The following is a 16,167-nucleotide window of genomic DNA, read 5'->3' as shown; positions in this document are numbered from 1 at the left end:
CACCTGAAAACGGAGATTGATCATGCAGTACAAGCAACCTACTTACGTGCAAGCCGCGATTCTCGACTGGGCCGGCACCGTTGTTGATTTCGGCTCGTTCGCGCCGACGCAGATTTTCGTCGAAGCCTTCGCCGAGTTCGGTGTCGCCGTGTCGCTGGAGGAGGCTCGTGGCCCGATGGGCATGGGCAAATGGGACCATATCCGCACTTTGTGCAACCTTGATCAGATTGGCGAACGCTACCGCGCCGCGTTTGGTCGCTTGCCGACCGATGACGACGTGACGGCGATCTACGAGCGTTTCATGCCGCTGCAGATCGAGAAAATCGCCCTCCACTCTGCGTTGATCCCCGGCGCGCTTGAAGCCATTGCGGCGTTGCGTGACAAGGGTTTGAAGATCGGCTCGTGCTCAGGTTATCCGGCGGTGGTCATGGCCAGGGTCATCGAGCTGGCACGAAAAAACGGTTATGTCGCTGACCACGTCGTCGCTACCGATGGAGTGCCCAATGGTCGCCCTTATCCGGCACAGGCGCTGGCTAACGTGATAGCGCTGGGCATCAATGACGTGGCTGCGTGCGTGAAGGTTGACGACACCTGGCCGGGAATTCTCGAGGGTCGCAGTGCGGGGATGTGGACGGTGGCGCTGACCTGCTCCGGTAACGCGCTGGGCCTGACCTACGAGCAATACAAAGCGCTGCCGTCGGACAGACTCGCCGAGGAGCGCACGCGCATCAGCACGATGTTTGCCCCTTCGCGCCCGCATTACCTGATCGACACCATTGCAGAGTTACCCGAGGTGATCGACGACATCAACGCGCGGCTGGCCCGAGGCGAAACCCCTCAAGGCTGCTAGGCCAATCCCCGGTAGGAGCTGCACAAGGCAGCCCTACAGGATTGTATCTGTTGAATTTTGGTCAAAAAAAAGCTGCCAGAAATGGCAGCAAAAACTTTAAGAACACGCGATGTGTTGAGCTCAGTATGGGTATCGAATAATGACAGTGTCATGACAAACAACAATTCACTGAACGGCCCCTGACCCGTCATCAGGATGTCATCAAGATAACGGCAGAGTCCTCGCAAACCGTCTTGAGCCTCGCGACGGATGCTTTGCAAGGACTGCCATGAAAGACGACGCCTCGCTGTTTGCCGCCATCGACCTGGGTTCGAATGCGTTTCGCTTGATGATCGGCCAGTCGGTCCGCAGTCGCAAAGGCCTGATGATTCAGGAAGTGAAAACCTTGCGCGAACCGGTGCGTCTGGCCGAGGGGCTCGACGGTGGTGCGCTTGACACCCTCGCCCTTGATCGAGGCTGGCAGGCATTGGCGCGATTCGGCAAGAAACTGCGCGGATTCGAGCCGGGCCGCGTGCGGGCAGTGGCAACCAGTGCAGTGCGTGAGGCCGATAACGCGCAGCTGTTTCTGGCCAGTGCGGAGCGGCATTTGGGCTTTCGCATCGACGTCATCTCAGGGCATGAAGAAGCGCGATTGGTGTACGCGGGCGTGGCCCACGCATTACCGGGCGTCGAAGACATGCGCCTGGTGGTCGATATCGGTGGCGGTTCTACCGAATTGATCCTCGGCCAGGGCTCACAACCGCTGCTCACCGAAAGCATTTCCATCGGCAGCGGAACATTGAGTGCGCGATTCTTTCGCGGCGGCGAGATTTCCCCCGGTGCGCTGCAAGAAGCCGAACGCGTCGCCATCCTCCAGTTTGAAACAGTCGCTCGACGCTATCGCGCTCAGGGTTGGCAGCAGACCATCGGCTCCTCGGGCACCGCACGGATGCTCGCCAAAGTGCTCAAGGCCAACCGATTGAACGACTTCGGCGAGGATGGCATCACCTACGCAGGGCTGTTGCGCCTGTCGCTGCATCTGCTGGAAGTGACTAACGTCCGGCAGCTCAGGCTCCAGGGCCTGCAACCACACCGCCAAAGCATCCTGCCCGGCGGCCTGGTGCTGATGCTCGCCGCGTTCAAGGCGTTCGGCATCTCGCAGATGGTGCCATCTGAACCGGGATTGCGCCTGGGTGTGCTGCACGGATTGATGAGCAAGCACTGACCTTGCCACAATTTGCCTGCATTCCCTCAGCGGGATCTGCATGGGTTGAAAATATGTGAACACCGCTGATCCCACAGGGATCAGCGGTGGTGTCGGGGCCTTTTTGTATCCCCTCACGCCTACAGTTTTTTCTGCCCAGCGTTCAAATCCGCATAACCCTACTCCCTCATAACGCCCGCCCCCTCCGGCAAATTCAGTTCTATAGTTAGATCAAAATCGTTGAGCTTTTCAGCCCACCGGATGGTTGCGGGAGATCCCTTCACGGCCTATGTTGCAGGCGAGCTTTTCCCCGCGAATGGAACGCGATCAATCACCAACAAGAGGTGAAGAATGTCAAAGGAATCTCGCCCTGCCGTACTTGGGCTGATAGGAAATACGCCGCTGGTGCAAGTGACCCGCTTCGATACCGGCCCGTGCACACTCTTTCTCAAACTCGAATCACAAAACCCTGGCGGCTCGATCAAGGACCGAATCGGTCTGGCGATGATCGACGCCGCCGAACGTGACGGTCGCCTCACCCCTGGAGGCACCATCGTCGAGGCGACTGCGGGCAATACTGGCCTGGGCCTGGCACTGGTCGGGCGCGCCAAAGGTTATCGCGTGGTGCTGGTGGTCCCGGACAAAATGTCCACGGAAAAAGTCCTGCACTTGAAGGCCATGGGCGCCGAGGTGCACATCACCCGCTCCGACGTCGGCAAGGGTCATCCCGAGTATTACCAGGACGTCGCCGCGCGGTTGGCGAAAGACATTCCGGGCGCATTTTTTGCCGATCAGTTCAACAATCCGGCCAACCCACTGGCCCATGAATGCAGCACCGCGCCGGAAATCTGGGCGCAAACCGAACATGATCTGGATGCAATTGTGGTCGGCGTCGGCTCGGCCGGCACCCTGACCGGGCTGACCCGTTTTTTCAAACGGGTGCAACCGGATCTGGAAATGATTCTTGCCGACCCGGTCGGCTCGGTGATGGCGCAATACAGCCGCGACGGCTCGCTGCCAACCCCCGGTTCATGGGCGGTTGAAGGCATTGGCGAGGACTTTATTCCGTCGATCACCGACCTCTCCAGCGTACGCCACGCCTATTCGATCAGCGATGAAGAAAGCTTCGACCATGCCCGTCAGTTGCTGCGTGCCGAGGGCATTCTCGGTGGGTCATCGACCGGCACCCTGCTCGCTGCCGCGCTGCGTTATTGCCGCGAACAGACCGAGCCCAAACGCGTGGTGAGTTTCGTCTGCGACACCGGCACGCGTTATTTGTCGAAGGTCTACAACGATCAGTGGATGACCGATCAGGGCCTGTTGCAGCGCAAAGGCTATGGCGACCTGCGGGACTTGATCGCCCGACGTTTTGAAGACGGCCGGGTCATCAGCGTCGGCCCCGATGACACGCTGCTAACTGCCTTCCAGCGCATGCGCCTGGCGGATGTCTCGCAGCTGCCCGTGCTGGTGGAAGGCAAACAACTGGTCGGGGTGATCGACGAATCGGACATTTTGCTGGGTGTGCATGAGGACGCCGCACGCTTCAGCCAATCGGTCTCCAGCGTGATGACCGACAAACTGCAAACCCTCGCGCCCGACGCCCCCCTCGCTGAGCTGGAATCGGTGCTCAGCCGTGGCCTCGTCGCCATCATCGCCGACGCGTCGGGCTTCCATGGCTTGATCACACGCGTCGACATGCTCAACCAATTACGGAGATCCCTCGCATGAGTCAGCAGGACAACAATTCCCAAGGTTTCGCGACCCGGGTAATCCATGCCGGGCAAGAGCCCGACCCGACCACCGGCGCGTTGATGCCGCCGATTTACGCCAACTCCACTTACCTGCAAGACAGCCCCGGCGTGCACAAGGGTTTCGACTACGGGCGCTCGCACAACCCGACGCGTTTTGCCCTCGAGCGCTGCGTGGCGGATCTGGAGGGGGGCGCCCGCGGGTTTGCGTTCGCCTCCGGTCTGGCGACGATTTCCACCGTTCTCGAGTTGATCGACGCCGGCTCTCACGTGATTTCCGGCAACGACTTGTACGGCGGCACCTTTCGCTTGTTCGACAAGGTGCGCCAACGCAGCGCCGGGCACCGCTTCAGCTACGTCGACCTGACCGACCTGTCGGCATTCGAAGCGTCGTTACAGGACGACACGCGCATGGTCATGGTCGAGACACCGACCAATCCACTGCTGAGCCTGTCGGATCTGGCCGCCATCGCCCGCATCTGCCGCGCACGCGGGATCATCAGCGTGGCCGACAACACCTTTGCCAGCCCCTACATCCAGCGCCCGCTGGAGCTGGGTTTCGACATCGTGCTGCACTCGACCACCAAGTATCTGAACGGTCACTCCGACGTGATCGGCGGAATCGCCGTGGTCGGGCAGAACGCCGAACTGGCCGAGCGTCTGGGCTTTTTGCAAAACGCGGTCGGTGCGATTTCCGGGCCGTTCGATGCGTTTCTTACCTTGCGTGGCGTGAAAACCCTGGCGCTGCGCATGGAGCGTCATTGCAGCAACGCGCAGGATCTGGCGCAGTGGCTGGAACAGCAACCGCAGGTCAAACGCGTCTACTACCCCGGCCTTGAATCGCACCCGCAGCATGAATTGGCCAAACGGCAGATGCGTGGTTTCGGCGGGATGATTTCCGTGGACCTGAACAGTGATCTGGCCGGCGCACGGCGCTTTCTGGAGAACGTGAAAATCTTCGCCCTGGCGGAAAGTCTGGGCGGCGTTGAAAGCCTGATCGAGCATCCGGCGATCATGACGCACGCCACCATTCCACCCGAAACCCGCGCGAAACTGGGGATTGGCGATGGCTTGGTACGCCTTTCGGTGGGCGTCGAAGACGTCGAAGACCTGCGCGCCGATCTGGCGTATGCCCTGACGAAAATCTAGCGCTGCAAGAACGACAAAGCCCGCACGAAGCGGGCTTTGGTGTTCGAGTAGGCGGCCAGTGCTGGTCTCTGGCTTACAAGGTTTATCAGGCTTCTCACAGTACCGGGCCAAATTGAAAAAGGTAGTGCCTCGGCTGCTTCACACGGCATAAGGGCTGGATCTCAGCGCGGAGATCTTTCTAACCGTGCACCCTTCGGAACACGCCCCACGTCCCCTTGCTATCCGTTTGCGCATCAGTCTGCGTCTTCACCTACATCTTTGAGACTAGCAAAGGCTTACGGAGGCGGCGCGGGATTTTTAGACTGATTTGAGCTTTGCGCAGAACGTGCAGGAAGGGAAACGCCTAACCCCTGTATATCCCCGCTGCGCACTAGCACATTTGTGCTAATCGACCGCTCCGCCACCCGGCGCTATATTCCCCCGCAACCCCGACGTTCCTCAACGCTGCCTGCGTGCAGCGTGCGGGATCGTTGTGCCTGGAAATCAAAAACAACAGCAAGGAAGAAACACCATGAAACTGCATGCCAACCTCTGCAAGATCTCTCTGATCAGTGCTGTGCTGCTCGGCGTTGCCGGCTGCCAGACCATCAAACCCACCGAAGCCAGCATGAAAGAACGCGCGCAAACGGTGATCGGTAAACCGGTATCGAGAATCGACAACATCCGCAACGACAGCACCCTCACCTACTACACCGCCTACACCCCGGCCGGGGAATACAACTGTGAATTGCCCAGCGGCGTCATCGTCGCCGTGGCAGGCATGGGCATCATGAAGCCGCCGCTGTCGTGCCTGCCCAAAGGCGCTTCACCGATTCCGCTGCAATAATTTCTCCGTCCGGTAAAGGATTGCCTTTGCAAATTGCAGCAGGCTAGCTGCCACAGGGATTTGTGGTGCGGCCGCGATGATCATTTACGGCACATTTTCAGCGAGTTCCGGCTGGCGGTCGCGCAGGGTGCGCAAGGTCGCGCGCAGCTCGGCCGGGCGCACGGGTTTGGACAGGATGGCAATTTGGCGGTCGTGCAGGGCCGCCTGTATTTTTTCGATGTCATGCCCGGTGATGATCATCGCCGGCACCGCCCAGCCTCTCTGCCGGCGCACTTCATCGATGCATTCGATGCCGGTGGCATGGGTGCCGAGGTCATAGTCGGCGACGATGATGTCGCAGTCGGTGACCAGATCCACTGCCGCCAACTCGGCCTGAACCACACAGCCCCAGCGCTCCAGCAATGCTGACGTCGCCAGCAGCACGTTGCGATCATCCTCAACCAGACACACCTTCAACCCGGTCAGCAAACCGACCTGGCGCACCTCATCACGATTGACCGTTGATGGCGGCGGCGCGACGATCGGCAATCCGTACAAGGTCACCGCCGTGCCCCGCCCAAGCCGCGAACGCAAAGCAACACTCACACCCATCAACTGGCCCAGTCGCTTGACGATCGACAGGCCCAACCCCACCCCCTCGACATCCTTGTCGCGCACTTGCCGCACCCGATAGAACTCCTCGAACACCTTTGGCAAATGCTCCTCGGCGATACCATTGCCGCGGTCATAAATCACGATGGCCAGCCCTGCCCCGCGCCCACGCACGCCGATCAGGACCGGCCGATGCGCGCCATATTTGAAGCAATTGGAAAGCACGTTCTGCACCATGGTCGCCAGCAGTACCGGATCGGTGCGCACCCAGTATTTACAGGGGCGCAAGCGCAGGTCGACGCCAGCCCAGCGCGCAGCTTCGGCGTTCTGGTGAATCAGTTCAGTCAGCCATTCGTGCAAGTTGATGGTTTGCAGCTTCGGCAACACCCGTCCGTTATCAAGGGTGTACAGGTCGAGAATGGACCGAAACAGCTGCGACACGTTGAGCAGCGAACGGTCGATGTTGTCCACCAGCCGACGCTCCTCATCACCCAGCCGCGACTCGCGCAGACACGCGGTAAACAGCCCGATGGAGTGAATCGGCTGGCGCAGGTCATGGCTGGCCTGAGCGAGGAACCGCGACTTCTCCAGATTGGCCGCGACCGCTTCTTCCGACGCCTTGCGCGTGCGCTCCAGCAACAGATGGGCGTAAAACGGGATCACCGTGCTGGTGATCATCAGCATCAACACCATGAACGGTTGCGCCTGCCACACCGGGGTCAGGCGATAGACACACAGCAGCGCCAGCAACGCCAGGCCCGTGGCAATCGCCAGATAGCGCGAGCCATAACGCATGCCGTTGCCGAGGTTGACCCAAATGATGACCGCATACAGGGGCAACGCCGCCTCGCCTCCCACCACCAGACCAAAGCAGGTGCCGGTGTAATCGTGGACCATGGCGAAAATCCGCCGTGCCGGGTAATGCCCCGGCCAGCGCACAATTGCCTGGCGTAACCCGATCGAGGCCAGCAGAAACACGATGATGTAGGTGATCACCGGTAGATACGTATCGAAGCGCTCGCCCGGCAAAAAACCCAATATGAGCATGTAAACCACGGCAATACTGGCAATGATGATGCGCAGATTGGCCTGGTCGAGTTCGGTATTTTTCTCGAACTTCATGGTAAACGTCCTTGTGCAGCAATCGTCAGATTCGGAAGCAGCCTACAGGCAACGATCGCGCCCGGTGCTAAGGTGCAAGCCTTGAGCAATGCCTGACCCAGGGAGGGACATGCCATGACATGCCGAATTATCATAGCCGACGATCACCCGCTGTTTCGTGAGGGGATGCTGCGCACGGTTCAGCGACTGCTGCCCGAAGCCGTCATCGACGAAGCCGGCGATCTGGACGCGGTGCGGGCGCTGCTGGCAGTGGGTGAAGAGCCGGACACACTGATACTGGATCTGCGCTTTCCCGGACTGACCGGCGTCAGCCAGCTCGCCGAACTGCGCCAGCGCTTGCCGCGCAGCACGCTGATTGTGGTGTCGATGGTCGATGATGAAGCATTGATCCGTGACGTCATGGCCGTCGGCATTGACGGCTTTATCGGCAAGAACATTGCCCCGGCCGAAATCGGTCAGGCGATTCTGGCGATTCGTGAAGGCGAGGTGCTGGTGAAGTTTGCGCCGTCAGGGCTGTTGCCGCTGGAGACCGGCACCCCGCTCACACCCCGTCAGCAAGACGTCCTGCGCTTGATCGCCCAGGGCAAGACCAACAAGGAAATCGCTCGCGAACTGGATATTTCACCGTTTACGGTGCGCATTCACGTGTCTTCTTTACTACGCACGCTCAACGTGCCCTCACGGGCGGCCGCTGCGGTGAAATACGCAGGGATTCTGTAGGCGCAGGCTTCGGTAGCTCCTACAGGTGACGGTGTGGGTTATGGATCGACCTGCGCCATCAGCTCCGGCACCGACTCCGGCCGTTTCGCATAGCGCTGCGCCAACACCGCGCAAACCATCAATTGAATCTGATGGAACAGCATCAGCGGCAGGATCAGCACGCCAATGGTGCTGCCGGCAAACAATACCTGAGCCATCGGCACGCCGGTGGCCAGGCTCTTTTTAGAGCCGCAGAACAGAATGGTGATGCGGTCTTCCTGACTGAAACCGAAGGCCTTGCCCAGCAACGTCGCCGCCACTAGCACCAGTGCCAGCAAAATGCAGCAGACAACTACCAGCCCGAGCAACTCGATCAGCGGGATCTGATGCCAGATGCCTTCGTTGACTGCCTCGCTGAACGCGCCGTAAACCACCAGCAGAATCGAACCCTGATCGACAAACTTCAGCCAGTTCTTGTTGCGCCCTACCCACGCGCCGATCCAGCGACGGGCAATCTGACCCACGATGAATGGCAGTAGCAACTGCACGCTGATTTTGACGATCGCATCGAGGGTCGAACCGCCGTCACCATGGACATCGAGCAGCAGCGTCACCAGCAACGGCGTGAGGAAAATCCCGAACAGGCTGGATGCCGCCGCACTGCAAATCGCCGCAGGAATGTTGCCCCGCGCCAGCGAGGTGAAGGCAATCGCCGATTGCACCGTTGCGGGTAACGCGCACAGGTAAAGCATGCCCATGTACAACGTGTCGCCAATCAGCGGCGACAGCAGCGGTTTCAAGGCAAATCCAAGCAGCGGGAACAGCACGAAGGTCAGACCGAACACCAGCAAATGCAGACGCCAGTGACCGGCGCCGGCGATGATCGATTCACGGGAGAGTTTGGCGCCGTGGAGGAAAAACAGCAGTGCGATGGCGATGTTGGTCAGCCAGCCGAAACCGACCGCGACCTGACCGCTGGCAGGTAGAAAACTCGCCAGTAGCACGACGCCGATCAGCGTCAGGGTGAAGTTGTCGGGCAGGAATCTTGGGCGCGTCATGGTGTGTTCATCCGGGGGTTGCCAGTGCGTGCCGACGACTCTAACGTGAGCGGGAATTACCGACTAACGCCGAAGAGCCTGCAGATGCCGCCTAAAGGACATGTCAAAAGTATTCGGCGCAGCATTCCCGGGCTGCCCAGCCTGCCGCGGCCACTGTACGGGCGCACTGAATCCCTGCCCAATCGCGCACTGACCCGCCGCCACAGCCATCCGTGGGTGCAATTGTCGTACGCCATTGAAGGGGTGCTTGAGGTCCAGACCAGTGCCGGACGCTTCGTTGCGCCGCCGGAGCGCGCCGTATGGATTCCGGCCGGTGTGCCGCATCGGGTATTCAGTTCGCCGCACACCGAAATGCGCAGCCTGTATATCGATTGCAGCGTTGCCGGTTGGGCAGTTGAGCACTGTCATGTGCTCGGTGTCAGCGACTTGCTGCGCGAACTGATCCGCGCCTTCAGCCAGGTTCCCGTGGAATACGATCAATCCGGCCCACACGGACGGCTGGCCCAGGTGATCCTCGATCAACTCGCCGAAGCGCCACAGATCGATCTGATGTTGCCGCTGCCGCAAGACCCGCGTTTACGGCAGATCTACCAGAGCCTGGAGCAACATCCCGAACAGCAGACCACGCTGAGCCATTGGAGCGAGAAGTTCGGTGTCACCGAAAAAACCCTCACGCGCCTGTTCCTGCGCGACACGGGCCTGACCTTCCGCGCCTGGCGCCAACGCTTGCGCCTGCTCGGAGCGCTGACGCCACTGGAAAAAGGCGAACGCGTCACCGACGTCGCGCTGGCCTGCGGCTACGACTCGACGTCGGCGTTTATTGCAGCGTTTCGCCAGCAGTTTGGGGAGACGCCGGGGGAGTTTTTTCGCTGATCCGCGATCATCCACGGGGTCAACACTTCGTTAAAACCGAACTCTAAACCAGAAATAAACGATTTTTCTTTCGCCCAAACACGTCGCTAGCATGGCCTCGTCTGACCCTGATACAACCAGAACAAGGGAGCGTGACATGCCAGAAACGAACATCAATATCGGCGAACCGTGGATGTGGGGCGCCTTCATCGTCTTCGTACTTGCGATGTTGGCATTGGACCTTTTTGTGTTCGGCGGGCGCAAGGCGCATCGGGTTTCAGTGCGAGAAGCCTCGGCATGGGTCATTGCCTGGTGCTTGCTGGCGCTGAGCTTCGCCGGGCTGCTGTGGTGGTATCTGAACGGTGAATTCGGCGGCGAAATCGCCCGACAGAAAACCCTGGAATTCCTCACCGGTTATCTGATCGAGCAGTCGCTGTCGATCGACAACATGTTCATCTTCGTGATGATCTTCACCTACTTCGCCGTGCCGCCGGAGTTGCAGCGTCGCGTGCTGCTGTACGGCGTACTCGGGGCGATCGTGATGCGTGCGGTGATGATTTTTGCCGGGGTGTGGCTGGTATCGCAGTTCGAGTGGCTGCTGTACGTGTTCGGGGTGTTCCTGATCATCACCGGTATCAAGATGCTGATCTTTGCCGATCAGCAACCGGATCTGGAGAAAAACCCTTTATTGCGCTGGGTGCGGGGGCATATGCGGATTACCAGCGGCTTTCATGGCGAACGGTTTTTTGTCCTGCAAAACGGTGTGCGCTGGGCCACGCCGATGTTTCTGGTGCTGGTGCTGATCGAGGCCAGCGACTTGATGTTCGCGGTCGACAGCATCCCGGCGATCTTCGCCGTCACCACTGACCCGTTCATCGTCTTCACCTCGAACATCTTCGCGATAATGGGCCTGCGGGCGCTGTACTTTCTGCTGGCGGACATGGCCGACCGCTTCCACCTGCTCAAGTACGGTTTGGCGATCGTGCTGGTGTTCATCGGCGGCAAGATGACATTGATGCCGTGGTTCCACATGCCGGTGGAATGGTCGTTGGCGGTGGTGGGCGGGGTGATTTTCGGGTCAGTGCTGCTGAGCCTGATCACGACGAAGGGCAAAGCGCCGGAAAACCAGTCACCCTAATCCCTGTGGGAGCGAGCCTGCTCGCGAAGGCGTCGTGTCATTCAACGATTATGTTGGCTGATCCACCGCATTCGCGAGCAGGCTCGCTCCCACAGAATTGCGTGCTGTCAATTACCGGATTTGATGCTGGTCCAGACCCGGGTGCGAACACGCTCAACCTTTTGCGGCAGTGGCTGGACGACGTAGAGGGTTTTCAGCGCCTCGGGGGTCGGCGTCAGGTTCGGGTTGCCAGTGATTTCCTTGTTGATCAACGCCATCGAATCCTTGTTCGCATTCGGGTAACCGAGGAAATCACTGATCGGCGCGATGACCTTCGGGTCAAGCAGGTTGTTGAGAAACTCATGAGCCTCGGCGACGTTCTTCGCGCTCTTCGGAATCGCGAACGTATCGAACCAGATCGGCGCGCCTTCCTTCGGCAAGCGCCAGTCGACCACGACACCATTGCCCGACTCTTTCGCGCGGTTGCCGAACTGATAGAAGCTGCCGGAATAACCGATGGCTACGCAGATGTCGCCGTTGGCGATGTCGGTCATGTATTTGGCGGAGTGGAAGTAGGTGACGTAGGGGCGAACCTTGAGCATCAGCTCTTTGGCTTTTTCGTAGTCGGCGGGGTTTTGGCTGTTCGGGTCGAGGCCCAGATAATGCAGGGCCAGCGGCAGAATTTCCGTCGGCGAATCAAGCATCGCCACACCGCAGGATTTCAGCTTTTCCATGTTCTCGGGCTTGAACACCAGATCCCAGCTGTCCACCGGCGCATTCTCGCCCAGCGCCGCCTTGACCTTGGCCGGGTTGAAGCCGATCAGCACCGTACCGACCATGTAGGGCACGCCGTACTGGTTGCCGGGATCGTTCTTGCCCAACAGCTTCAAGAGCTCCGGGTCCTGGTGTTTCCAGTTGGGCAACTTCGACTTGTCGAGTTTCTGAAACACACCGGCCTTGATCTGGGTCTCGAGAAACTGGTTCGACGGCACCACCAGATCGTAACCGGAGTTACCGGTCAGCAGTTTGGCCTCCAGAGATTCGTTAGTGTCGAAGGTGTCCCAGGTCACTTTGATGCCGCTTTGCGCTGCGAAATCCTTGGGCACCGCCGGCAGGATGTAATCCGCCCAGTTATACACCCGCAGTTCGCGCTGCTCGGCCTGGACCGTGCTGGCCAGCAGCGTCAGTCCACACACGGTGGCACCCAGAATACGTTTCATCGTGACCATGGTTGTTTTCCCAAAAAGCGACGTGAGTTCGATGGTTTTTATGTTCTGTACACGGCAGTGGCTAAAGATAGCCAAGGGTAAAAAGGTCTGGCGTTTCGTTGTGGCTTTGATTCTTGCTGACCGCGTAGATGGATCACAGTGGGCGATGGGCCAAAAGGGGATCGATATGGCCAATTTGAATGACCACCGTTATGCGCAAACGCAAGTAGCCGGTGAATGGCTGGGCAGTGTTCGTACTAGATTCACCCACTTCGTGCCTATTCAAATCCCGTTGAACATCGCCTTTTCGACGCAAAAGCCACGCTTATCGGCTCCGCTTAAAAGCCCTTGCAAAGAACAAATACTGGTATACCATCAGACCAACAAATACATAACAATCGCGTCACAACACCCGAGGACTGCCCAATGATCGATGCCGCCATCTACAAACAAGTCATGGGCTCGTTCCCGTCCGGCGTAACCGTCATCACCACTCTTGATGACGACGGCCAGATCGTCGGTCTGACCGCCAGCGCCTTCAGTTCGCTGTCGATCGATCCGGCCCTGGTGCTGTTCTGCCCCAACTACAGCTCCGACTCCTACCCGGTACTGATCAAGAACAAACGCTTTGCGATCCATGTTCTGTCCGGTGGCCAGCAAAGCGAAGCCTACGCCTTCGCCCGCAAAGGCAAGGACAAGGCACAGGGCATCGAGTGGACATTGAGCGACCTGGGCAATCCGATTCTGGCCAACGCGACAGCGGTGATCGAGTGCGAGTTGTGGCGCGAATACGAAGGTGGCGACCACGCGATCATGGTCGGCGCGGTGAAGAACCTGATCGTGCCCGAACAGTGCGCCGGTCCGCTGGTGTATTGCCACGGCAAAATGGGCGCCCTGCCCGTCCTGGCCTGATCAAAACCTCCAGACTCATGCAGATCAAATGTGGGAGCGAGCCTGCTCGCGAAAGCGGTGTTACAGGCAAGCAGATAGCGACTGACACTACGCCATCGTGAGCAGGCTCGCTCCTGCAGTTTTGCGGCCACAACAACAAAAAATCCGAGGAAGCGTCATGAAATTTTCCCTGTTCGTACACATGGAACGCTGGGACGAAAGCGTCAGCCACCGCCAACTGTTCGAAGACCTCACCGAACTTACCCTGATGGCCGAGGCCGGTGGTTTCAGCACCGTGTGGATCGGCGAACACCACGCCATGGAATACACCATCTCGCCAAGCCCGATGCCGCTGCTGGCCTACCTCGCGGCCAAAACCACCACCATCCACCTCGGCGCCGGCACCATCATCGCGCCGTTCTGGCACCCGCTGCGGGTCGCCGGTGAATGCGCGTTGCTCGACGTCATCAGCAACGGCCGCATGGAAGTCGGCCTCGCCCGCGGCGCCTATCAGGTTGAATTCGATCGCATGGCCGGCGGCATGCCCGCATCAAGCGGCGGCCAGGCCCTGCGAGAAATGGTTCCGGTGGTCCGCGCCCTCTGGCAAGGCGACTACGCCCACGACGGCGACATCTGGAAATTCCCCACGTCCACCAGCGTGCCGAAACCCATCCAGAAGCCCAATCCACCGATGTGGATCGCCGCCCGCGACCCGGATTCACACAACTTCGCCGTGGCTAACGGCTGCAACGTGATGGTCACGCCATTGATGAAGGGCGACGAAGAAGTCCTCGATCTGAAGAACAAATTCCAGACTGCGCTGGACAACAATCCAGACGTAGCTCGCCCGCAATTGATGGTCCTGCGTCATACCCACGTGCACACCGTTGATGATCCGGAAGGCTGGAAAGTCGGCGCGAAAGCGATCTCGCGGTTCTACCGCACGTTTGATGCGTGGTTTGGCAACAAGGAAACGCCGGTGAACGGCTTCCTTGCGCCGAGTCCGGAGGAGAAGTTCGCAGGGCGTCCGGAGTTTGAGCTGGAGAGTTTGCACAAGACAGCGATGATTGGTACGCCGGAGGAGATTATTCCGCGGATCAAGTACTACCAGGAACTGGGGGTGGATGAGTTTAGTTTTTGGTGTGATAACAGCTTGCCGCATGAGGAGAAGAAGAAGTCGTTGGCGTTGTTTATCAAGCATGTGGTGCCGGCGTTTCGGTGAAAACCGTTGCGCACTCCGTAACTGAAAACGGGGGAGCATTCATCAGAATGAACGCTCCCCTTCTTTGTCCGTCGAGGACGCTGTTAAAGACGATTTTTCAATGCTCGACGCCGAACCGAGTCGCCACCTCGTTCGCCGCCAACACGCGACCGTCCTCTGCCTTCAGTTCAATCTTGCGGATCGGTTGGCGATTCTTCGCATCGACCATCACTGATCCCGCCTCACCCGGTTCGTACATAAACTCGCCGCCCCATTGCGACAGCGCGACAATCACGGTCTGCAAGGCCTTGCCGCGTTCGGTCAGCACATATTCCTTATAGGCGCCGCCATCGGCTGCCGGCACCGTTTGCAGGATGCCCTGCTCCACCAACGCCTTGAGGCGGGCGCTGAGCATGTTTTTGGCGATATCCAGGTTCTTTTGAAAATCGCTGAACCGGCGTATGCCCTCCAGCGCATCGCGGATGATCAGCAACGACCACCAGTCACCGATCAGGTCCAGTGTCCGGGCAACCGGGCAGGCATTGCCCTGCAGGCTTTTGCGCTTCACGTCAACGTACTCCCTCAAACCAGTGATCGGCCTTGTGGCTCAGGGTTGCATCATACAACCCTGATGCCGAGATCCAACCCAGCACCTGCATACAAGTGACCGGTTGCGATTGCGGGGATAGTGAAGGCTGCCTTTTCGGCAATCCATGCACGCCCTTCGAAGAACCCTGACGCAAGGAGTTTCCATGAGCACGCTCACCACGCAAGACGGCACCGCAATCTATTACAAGGACTGGGGCAGCGGTAAGCCCGTGCTGTTCAGCCACGGCTGGCCACTGGACGCCGACATGTGGGAATACCAGATGGAATACCTGAGCAGTCGTGGCTATCGCACTATCGCTTTCGACCGTCGGGGTTTCGGCCGTTCCGATCAACCGTGGACCGGTTACGACTACGACACCTTTGCCGATGACATCGCGCAACTGATCAATCATCTGGACCTGCGTGAAGTGACACTGGTGGGTTTCTCCATGGGCGGCGGGGATGTCAGCCGCTACATCGCCCGGCACGGCAGCGAGCGCGTTGCCGGGTTGGTTTTACTGGGCGCAGTGACGCCGCTGTTCGGCAAGAAAGCCGACTTCCCGCAGGGCGTAGATACGTCGGTGTTCGATGGCATCAAGGCCGGTCTGCTGAAAGATCGTGCGCAGTTCATCGCTGACTTTGCCGCGCCGTTCTATGGCACCAATCAGGGCCAGACCGTCTCCGATGGCGTGCTGACGCAAACCCTGAACGTCGCGCTGCTGGCGTCGCTCAAAGGCACCGTGGACTGCGTGACTGCCTTCTCGGAAACCGACTTCCGTCCGGACATGGCGAAGATCGATGTGCCGACATTGGTGATTCATGGCGACGGCGATCAGATCGTGCCGTTCGAAACCACCGGCAAACAGGCTGCCGCGCAGATCAAAGGGTCTGAACTCAAGGTTTATGCCGGTGCACCACATGGTTTTGCGGTGACGCATGCGCAGGCGCTGAATGAGGATTTGTTGGCGTTTCTCAGCCGATAACCCTGGTCAATCAAACCTGACACTAACCTGTGGCGAGGGAGCAGACTCCCTCGCCACAATTCAAGCGTCATTCTCAGGTGAAACAGCATCACGTCATGTGG

16 protein-coding genes are annotated in these 16,167 nt (G+C 59.2%); 12 read left to right on the top strand and 4 right to left on the bottom strand.

Going from position 1 to position 16,167, the window contains the following annotated elements; translation table 11 throughout:
* The first annotated feature begins 22 nt into the window (after positions 1–22).
* The 5 genes from phnX (at position 23) to IEQ42_RS24410 (ending at position 5,756) form a co-directional block, all read left to right on the top strand.
* Positions 23–850: a phosphonoacetaldehyde hydrolase gene (phnX, locus tag IEQ42_RS24430; RefSeq protein ID WP_210705757.1), complete on the top strand. Its 828-nt coding sequence runs from the start codon at positions 23–25 to the stop codon at positions 848–850.
* 268 nt (positions 851–1,118) lie between these two features.
* Positions 1,119–2,054 (top strand): Ppx/GppA family phosphatase, encoded by a 936-nt coding sequence (locus IEQ42_RS24425; protein ID WP_210705755.1) that lies wholly within the window; start codon positions 1,119–1,121, stop codon positions 2,052–2,054.
* Between the two features lie 330 nt (positions 2,055–2,384).
* The gene (locus tag IEQ42_RS24420; RefSeq protein WP_210705753.1) at positions 2,385–3,761 is read left to right on the top strand and encodes a pyridoxal-phosphate dependent enzyme; all 1,377 of its coding nucleotides are present in this window, start codon (positions 2,385–2,387) and stop codon (positions 3,759–3,761) included.
* Positions 3,758–4,930, top strand: a complete 1,173-nt coding sequence (locus IEQ42_RS24415; protein ID WP_210705751.1) for a cystathionine gamma-synthase — start codon at positions 3,758–3,760, stop codon at positions 4,928–4,930. Before IEQ42_RS24420 ends, IEQ42_RS24415 begins: the two co-directional genes overlap by 4 nt.
* Before the next feature lie 511 nt (positions 4,931–5,441).
* The gene (locus tag IEQ42_RS24410) at positions 5,442–5,756 is read left to right on the top strand and encodes a hypothetical protein (RefSeq protein ID WP_210705748.1); all 315 of its coding nucleotides are present in this window, start codon (positions 5,442–5,444) and stop codon (positions 5,754–5,756) included.
* Positions 5,757–5,840: 84 nt separating this feature from the next.
* Here IEQ42_RS24410 and IEQ42_RS24405 read toward each other — a convergent pair whose 3' ends face one another.
* The gene (locus tag IEQ42_RS24405) at positions 5,841–7,469 is read right to left on the bottom strand and encodes an ATP-binding response regulator (protein WP_210705747.1); all 1,629 of its coding nucleotides are present in this window, start codon (positions 7,467–7,469) and stop codon (positions 5,841–5,843) included.
* 114 nt (positions 7,470–7,583) lie between these two features.
* Between IEQ42_RS24405 and IEQ42_RS24400 the strand changes: the two genes are divergently transcribed.
* Positions 7,584–8,189, top strand: coding sequence for a LuxR C-terminal-related transcriptional regulator (locus tag IEQ42_RS24400; RefSeq protein WP_210705745.1), 606 nt, complete (start codon positions 7,584–7,586; stop codon positions 8,187–8,189).
* A gap of 38 nt (positions 8,190–8,227) precedes the next feature.
* Here the strand turns inward: IEQ42_RS24400 and IEQ42_RS24395 are convergent, their stop codons facing one another.
* Positions 8,228–9,226: a bile acid:sodium symporter family protein gene (locus IEQ42_RS24395; RefSeq protein WP_210705743.1), complete on the bottom strand. Its 999-nt coding sequence runs from the start codon at positions 9,224–9,226 to the stop codon at positions 8,228–8,230.
* Between the two features lie 84 nt (positions 9,227–9,310).
* On the opposite strand from IEQ42_RS24395, the gene IEQ42_RS24390 reads away from it, so the two are divergent.
* Together IEQ42_RS24390 and IEQ42_RS24385 are read left to right on the top strand one after the other, a co-directional pair.
* Positions 9,311–10,099, top strand: a complete 789-nt coding sequence (locus tag IEQ42_RS24390; protein ID WP_210705741.1) for an AraC family transcriptional regulator — start codon at positions 9,311–9,313, stop codon at positions 10,097–10,099.
* A gap of 136 nt (positions 10,100–10,235) precedes the next feature.
* Positions 10,236–11,216 carry a TerC family protein gene (locus tag IEQ42_RS24385; RefSeq protein ID WP_042559537.1) on the top strand — a complete coding sequence of 327 codons (981 nt, stop codon included), beginning with the start codon at positions 10,236–10,238 and terminating at the stop codon, positions 11,214–11,216.
* 107 nt (positions 11,217–11,323) lie between these two features.
* Here the strand turns inward: IEQ42_RS24385 and IEQ42_RS24380 are convergent, their stop codons facing one another.
* A complete protein-coding gene (locus IEQ42_RS24380) occupies positions 11,324–12,424 on the bottom strand; it encodes a polyamine ABC transporter substrate-binding protein (protein ID WP_210705739.1) in 1,101 nt (366 codons plus the stop codon).
* Between IEQ42_RS24380 and IEQ42_RS24375 the strand changes: the two genes are divergently transcribed.
* The 3 genes from IEQ42_RS24375 to IEQ42_RS24365 all read left to right on the top strand — a co-directional run bounded on the left by IEQ42_RS24375 (position 12,417) and on the right by IEQ42_RS24365 (position 14,516).
* Positions 12,417–12,833 carry a hypothetical protein gene (locus tag IEQ42_RS24375; RefSeq protein ID WP_210705737.1) on the top strand — a complete coding sequence of 139 codons (417 nt, stop codon included), beginning with the start codon at positions 12,417–12,419 and terminating at the stop codon, positions 12,831–12,833. The genes IEQ42_RS24380 and IEQ42_RS24375 overlap by 8 nt on opposite strands.
* Complete coding sequence (locus tag IEQ42_RS24370; protein WP_210705735.1) at positions 12,830–13,315, top strand: flavin reductase family protein; 486 nt, start codon at positions 12,830–12,832, stop codon at positions 13,313–13,315. The genes IEQ42_RS24375 and IEQ42_RS24370 overlap by 4 nt, the downstream gene beginning before the upstream one ends.
* Before the next feature lie 157 nt (positions 13,316–13,472).
* Entirely contained in the window at positions 13,473–14,516 is a 1,044-nt protein-coding gene (locus IEQ42_RS24365; RefSeq protein ID WP_210705733.1) for an LLM class flavin-dependent oxidoreductase, read from the top strand.
* A 97-nt stretch (positions 14,517–14,613) separates the two neighbouring features.
* Here IEQ42_RS24365 and IEQ42_RS24360 read toward each other — a convergent pair whose 3' ends face one another.
* Positions 14,614–15,063, bottom strand: coding sequence for a winged helix-turn-helix transcriptional regulator (locus IEQ42_RS24360; protein WP_210705731.1), 450 nt, complete (start codon positions 15,061–15,063; stop codon positions 14,614–14,616).
* Between the two features lie 184 nt (positions 15,064–15,247).
* Here IEQ42_RS24360 and IEQ42_RS24355 point away from each other — a divergent pair, with 184 nt between their 5' ends.
* On the top strand, positions 15,248–16,066 hold the full coding sequence (locus IEQ42_RS24355; RefSeq protein WP_210705729.1) for an alpha/beta fold hydrolase: 819 nt from the start codon (positions 15,248–15,250) through the stop codon (positions 16,064–16,066).
* Positions 16,067–16,167 lie beyond the last annotated feature (101 nt).

It is taken from the genome of Pseudomonas iridis, from assembly GCF_017980685.1.
Lineage (GTDB): Bacteria > Pseudomonadota > Gammaproteobacteria > Pseudomonadales > Pseudomonadaceae > Aquipseudomonas > Aquipseudomonas iridis.
The sequence above is the reverse complement of the archived record's forward strand: the minus strand, read 5'-3'. Positions and strand labels throughout refer to the sequence as shown.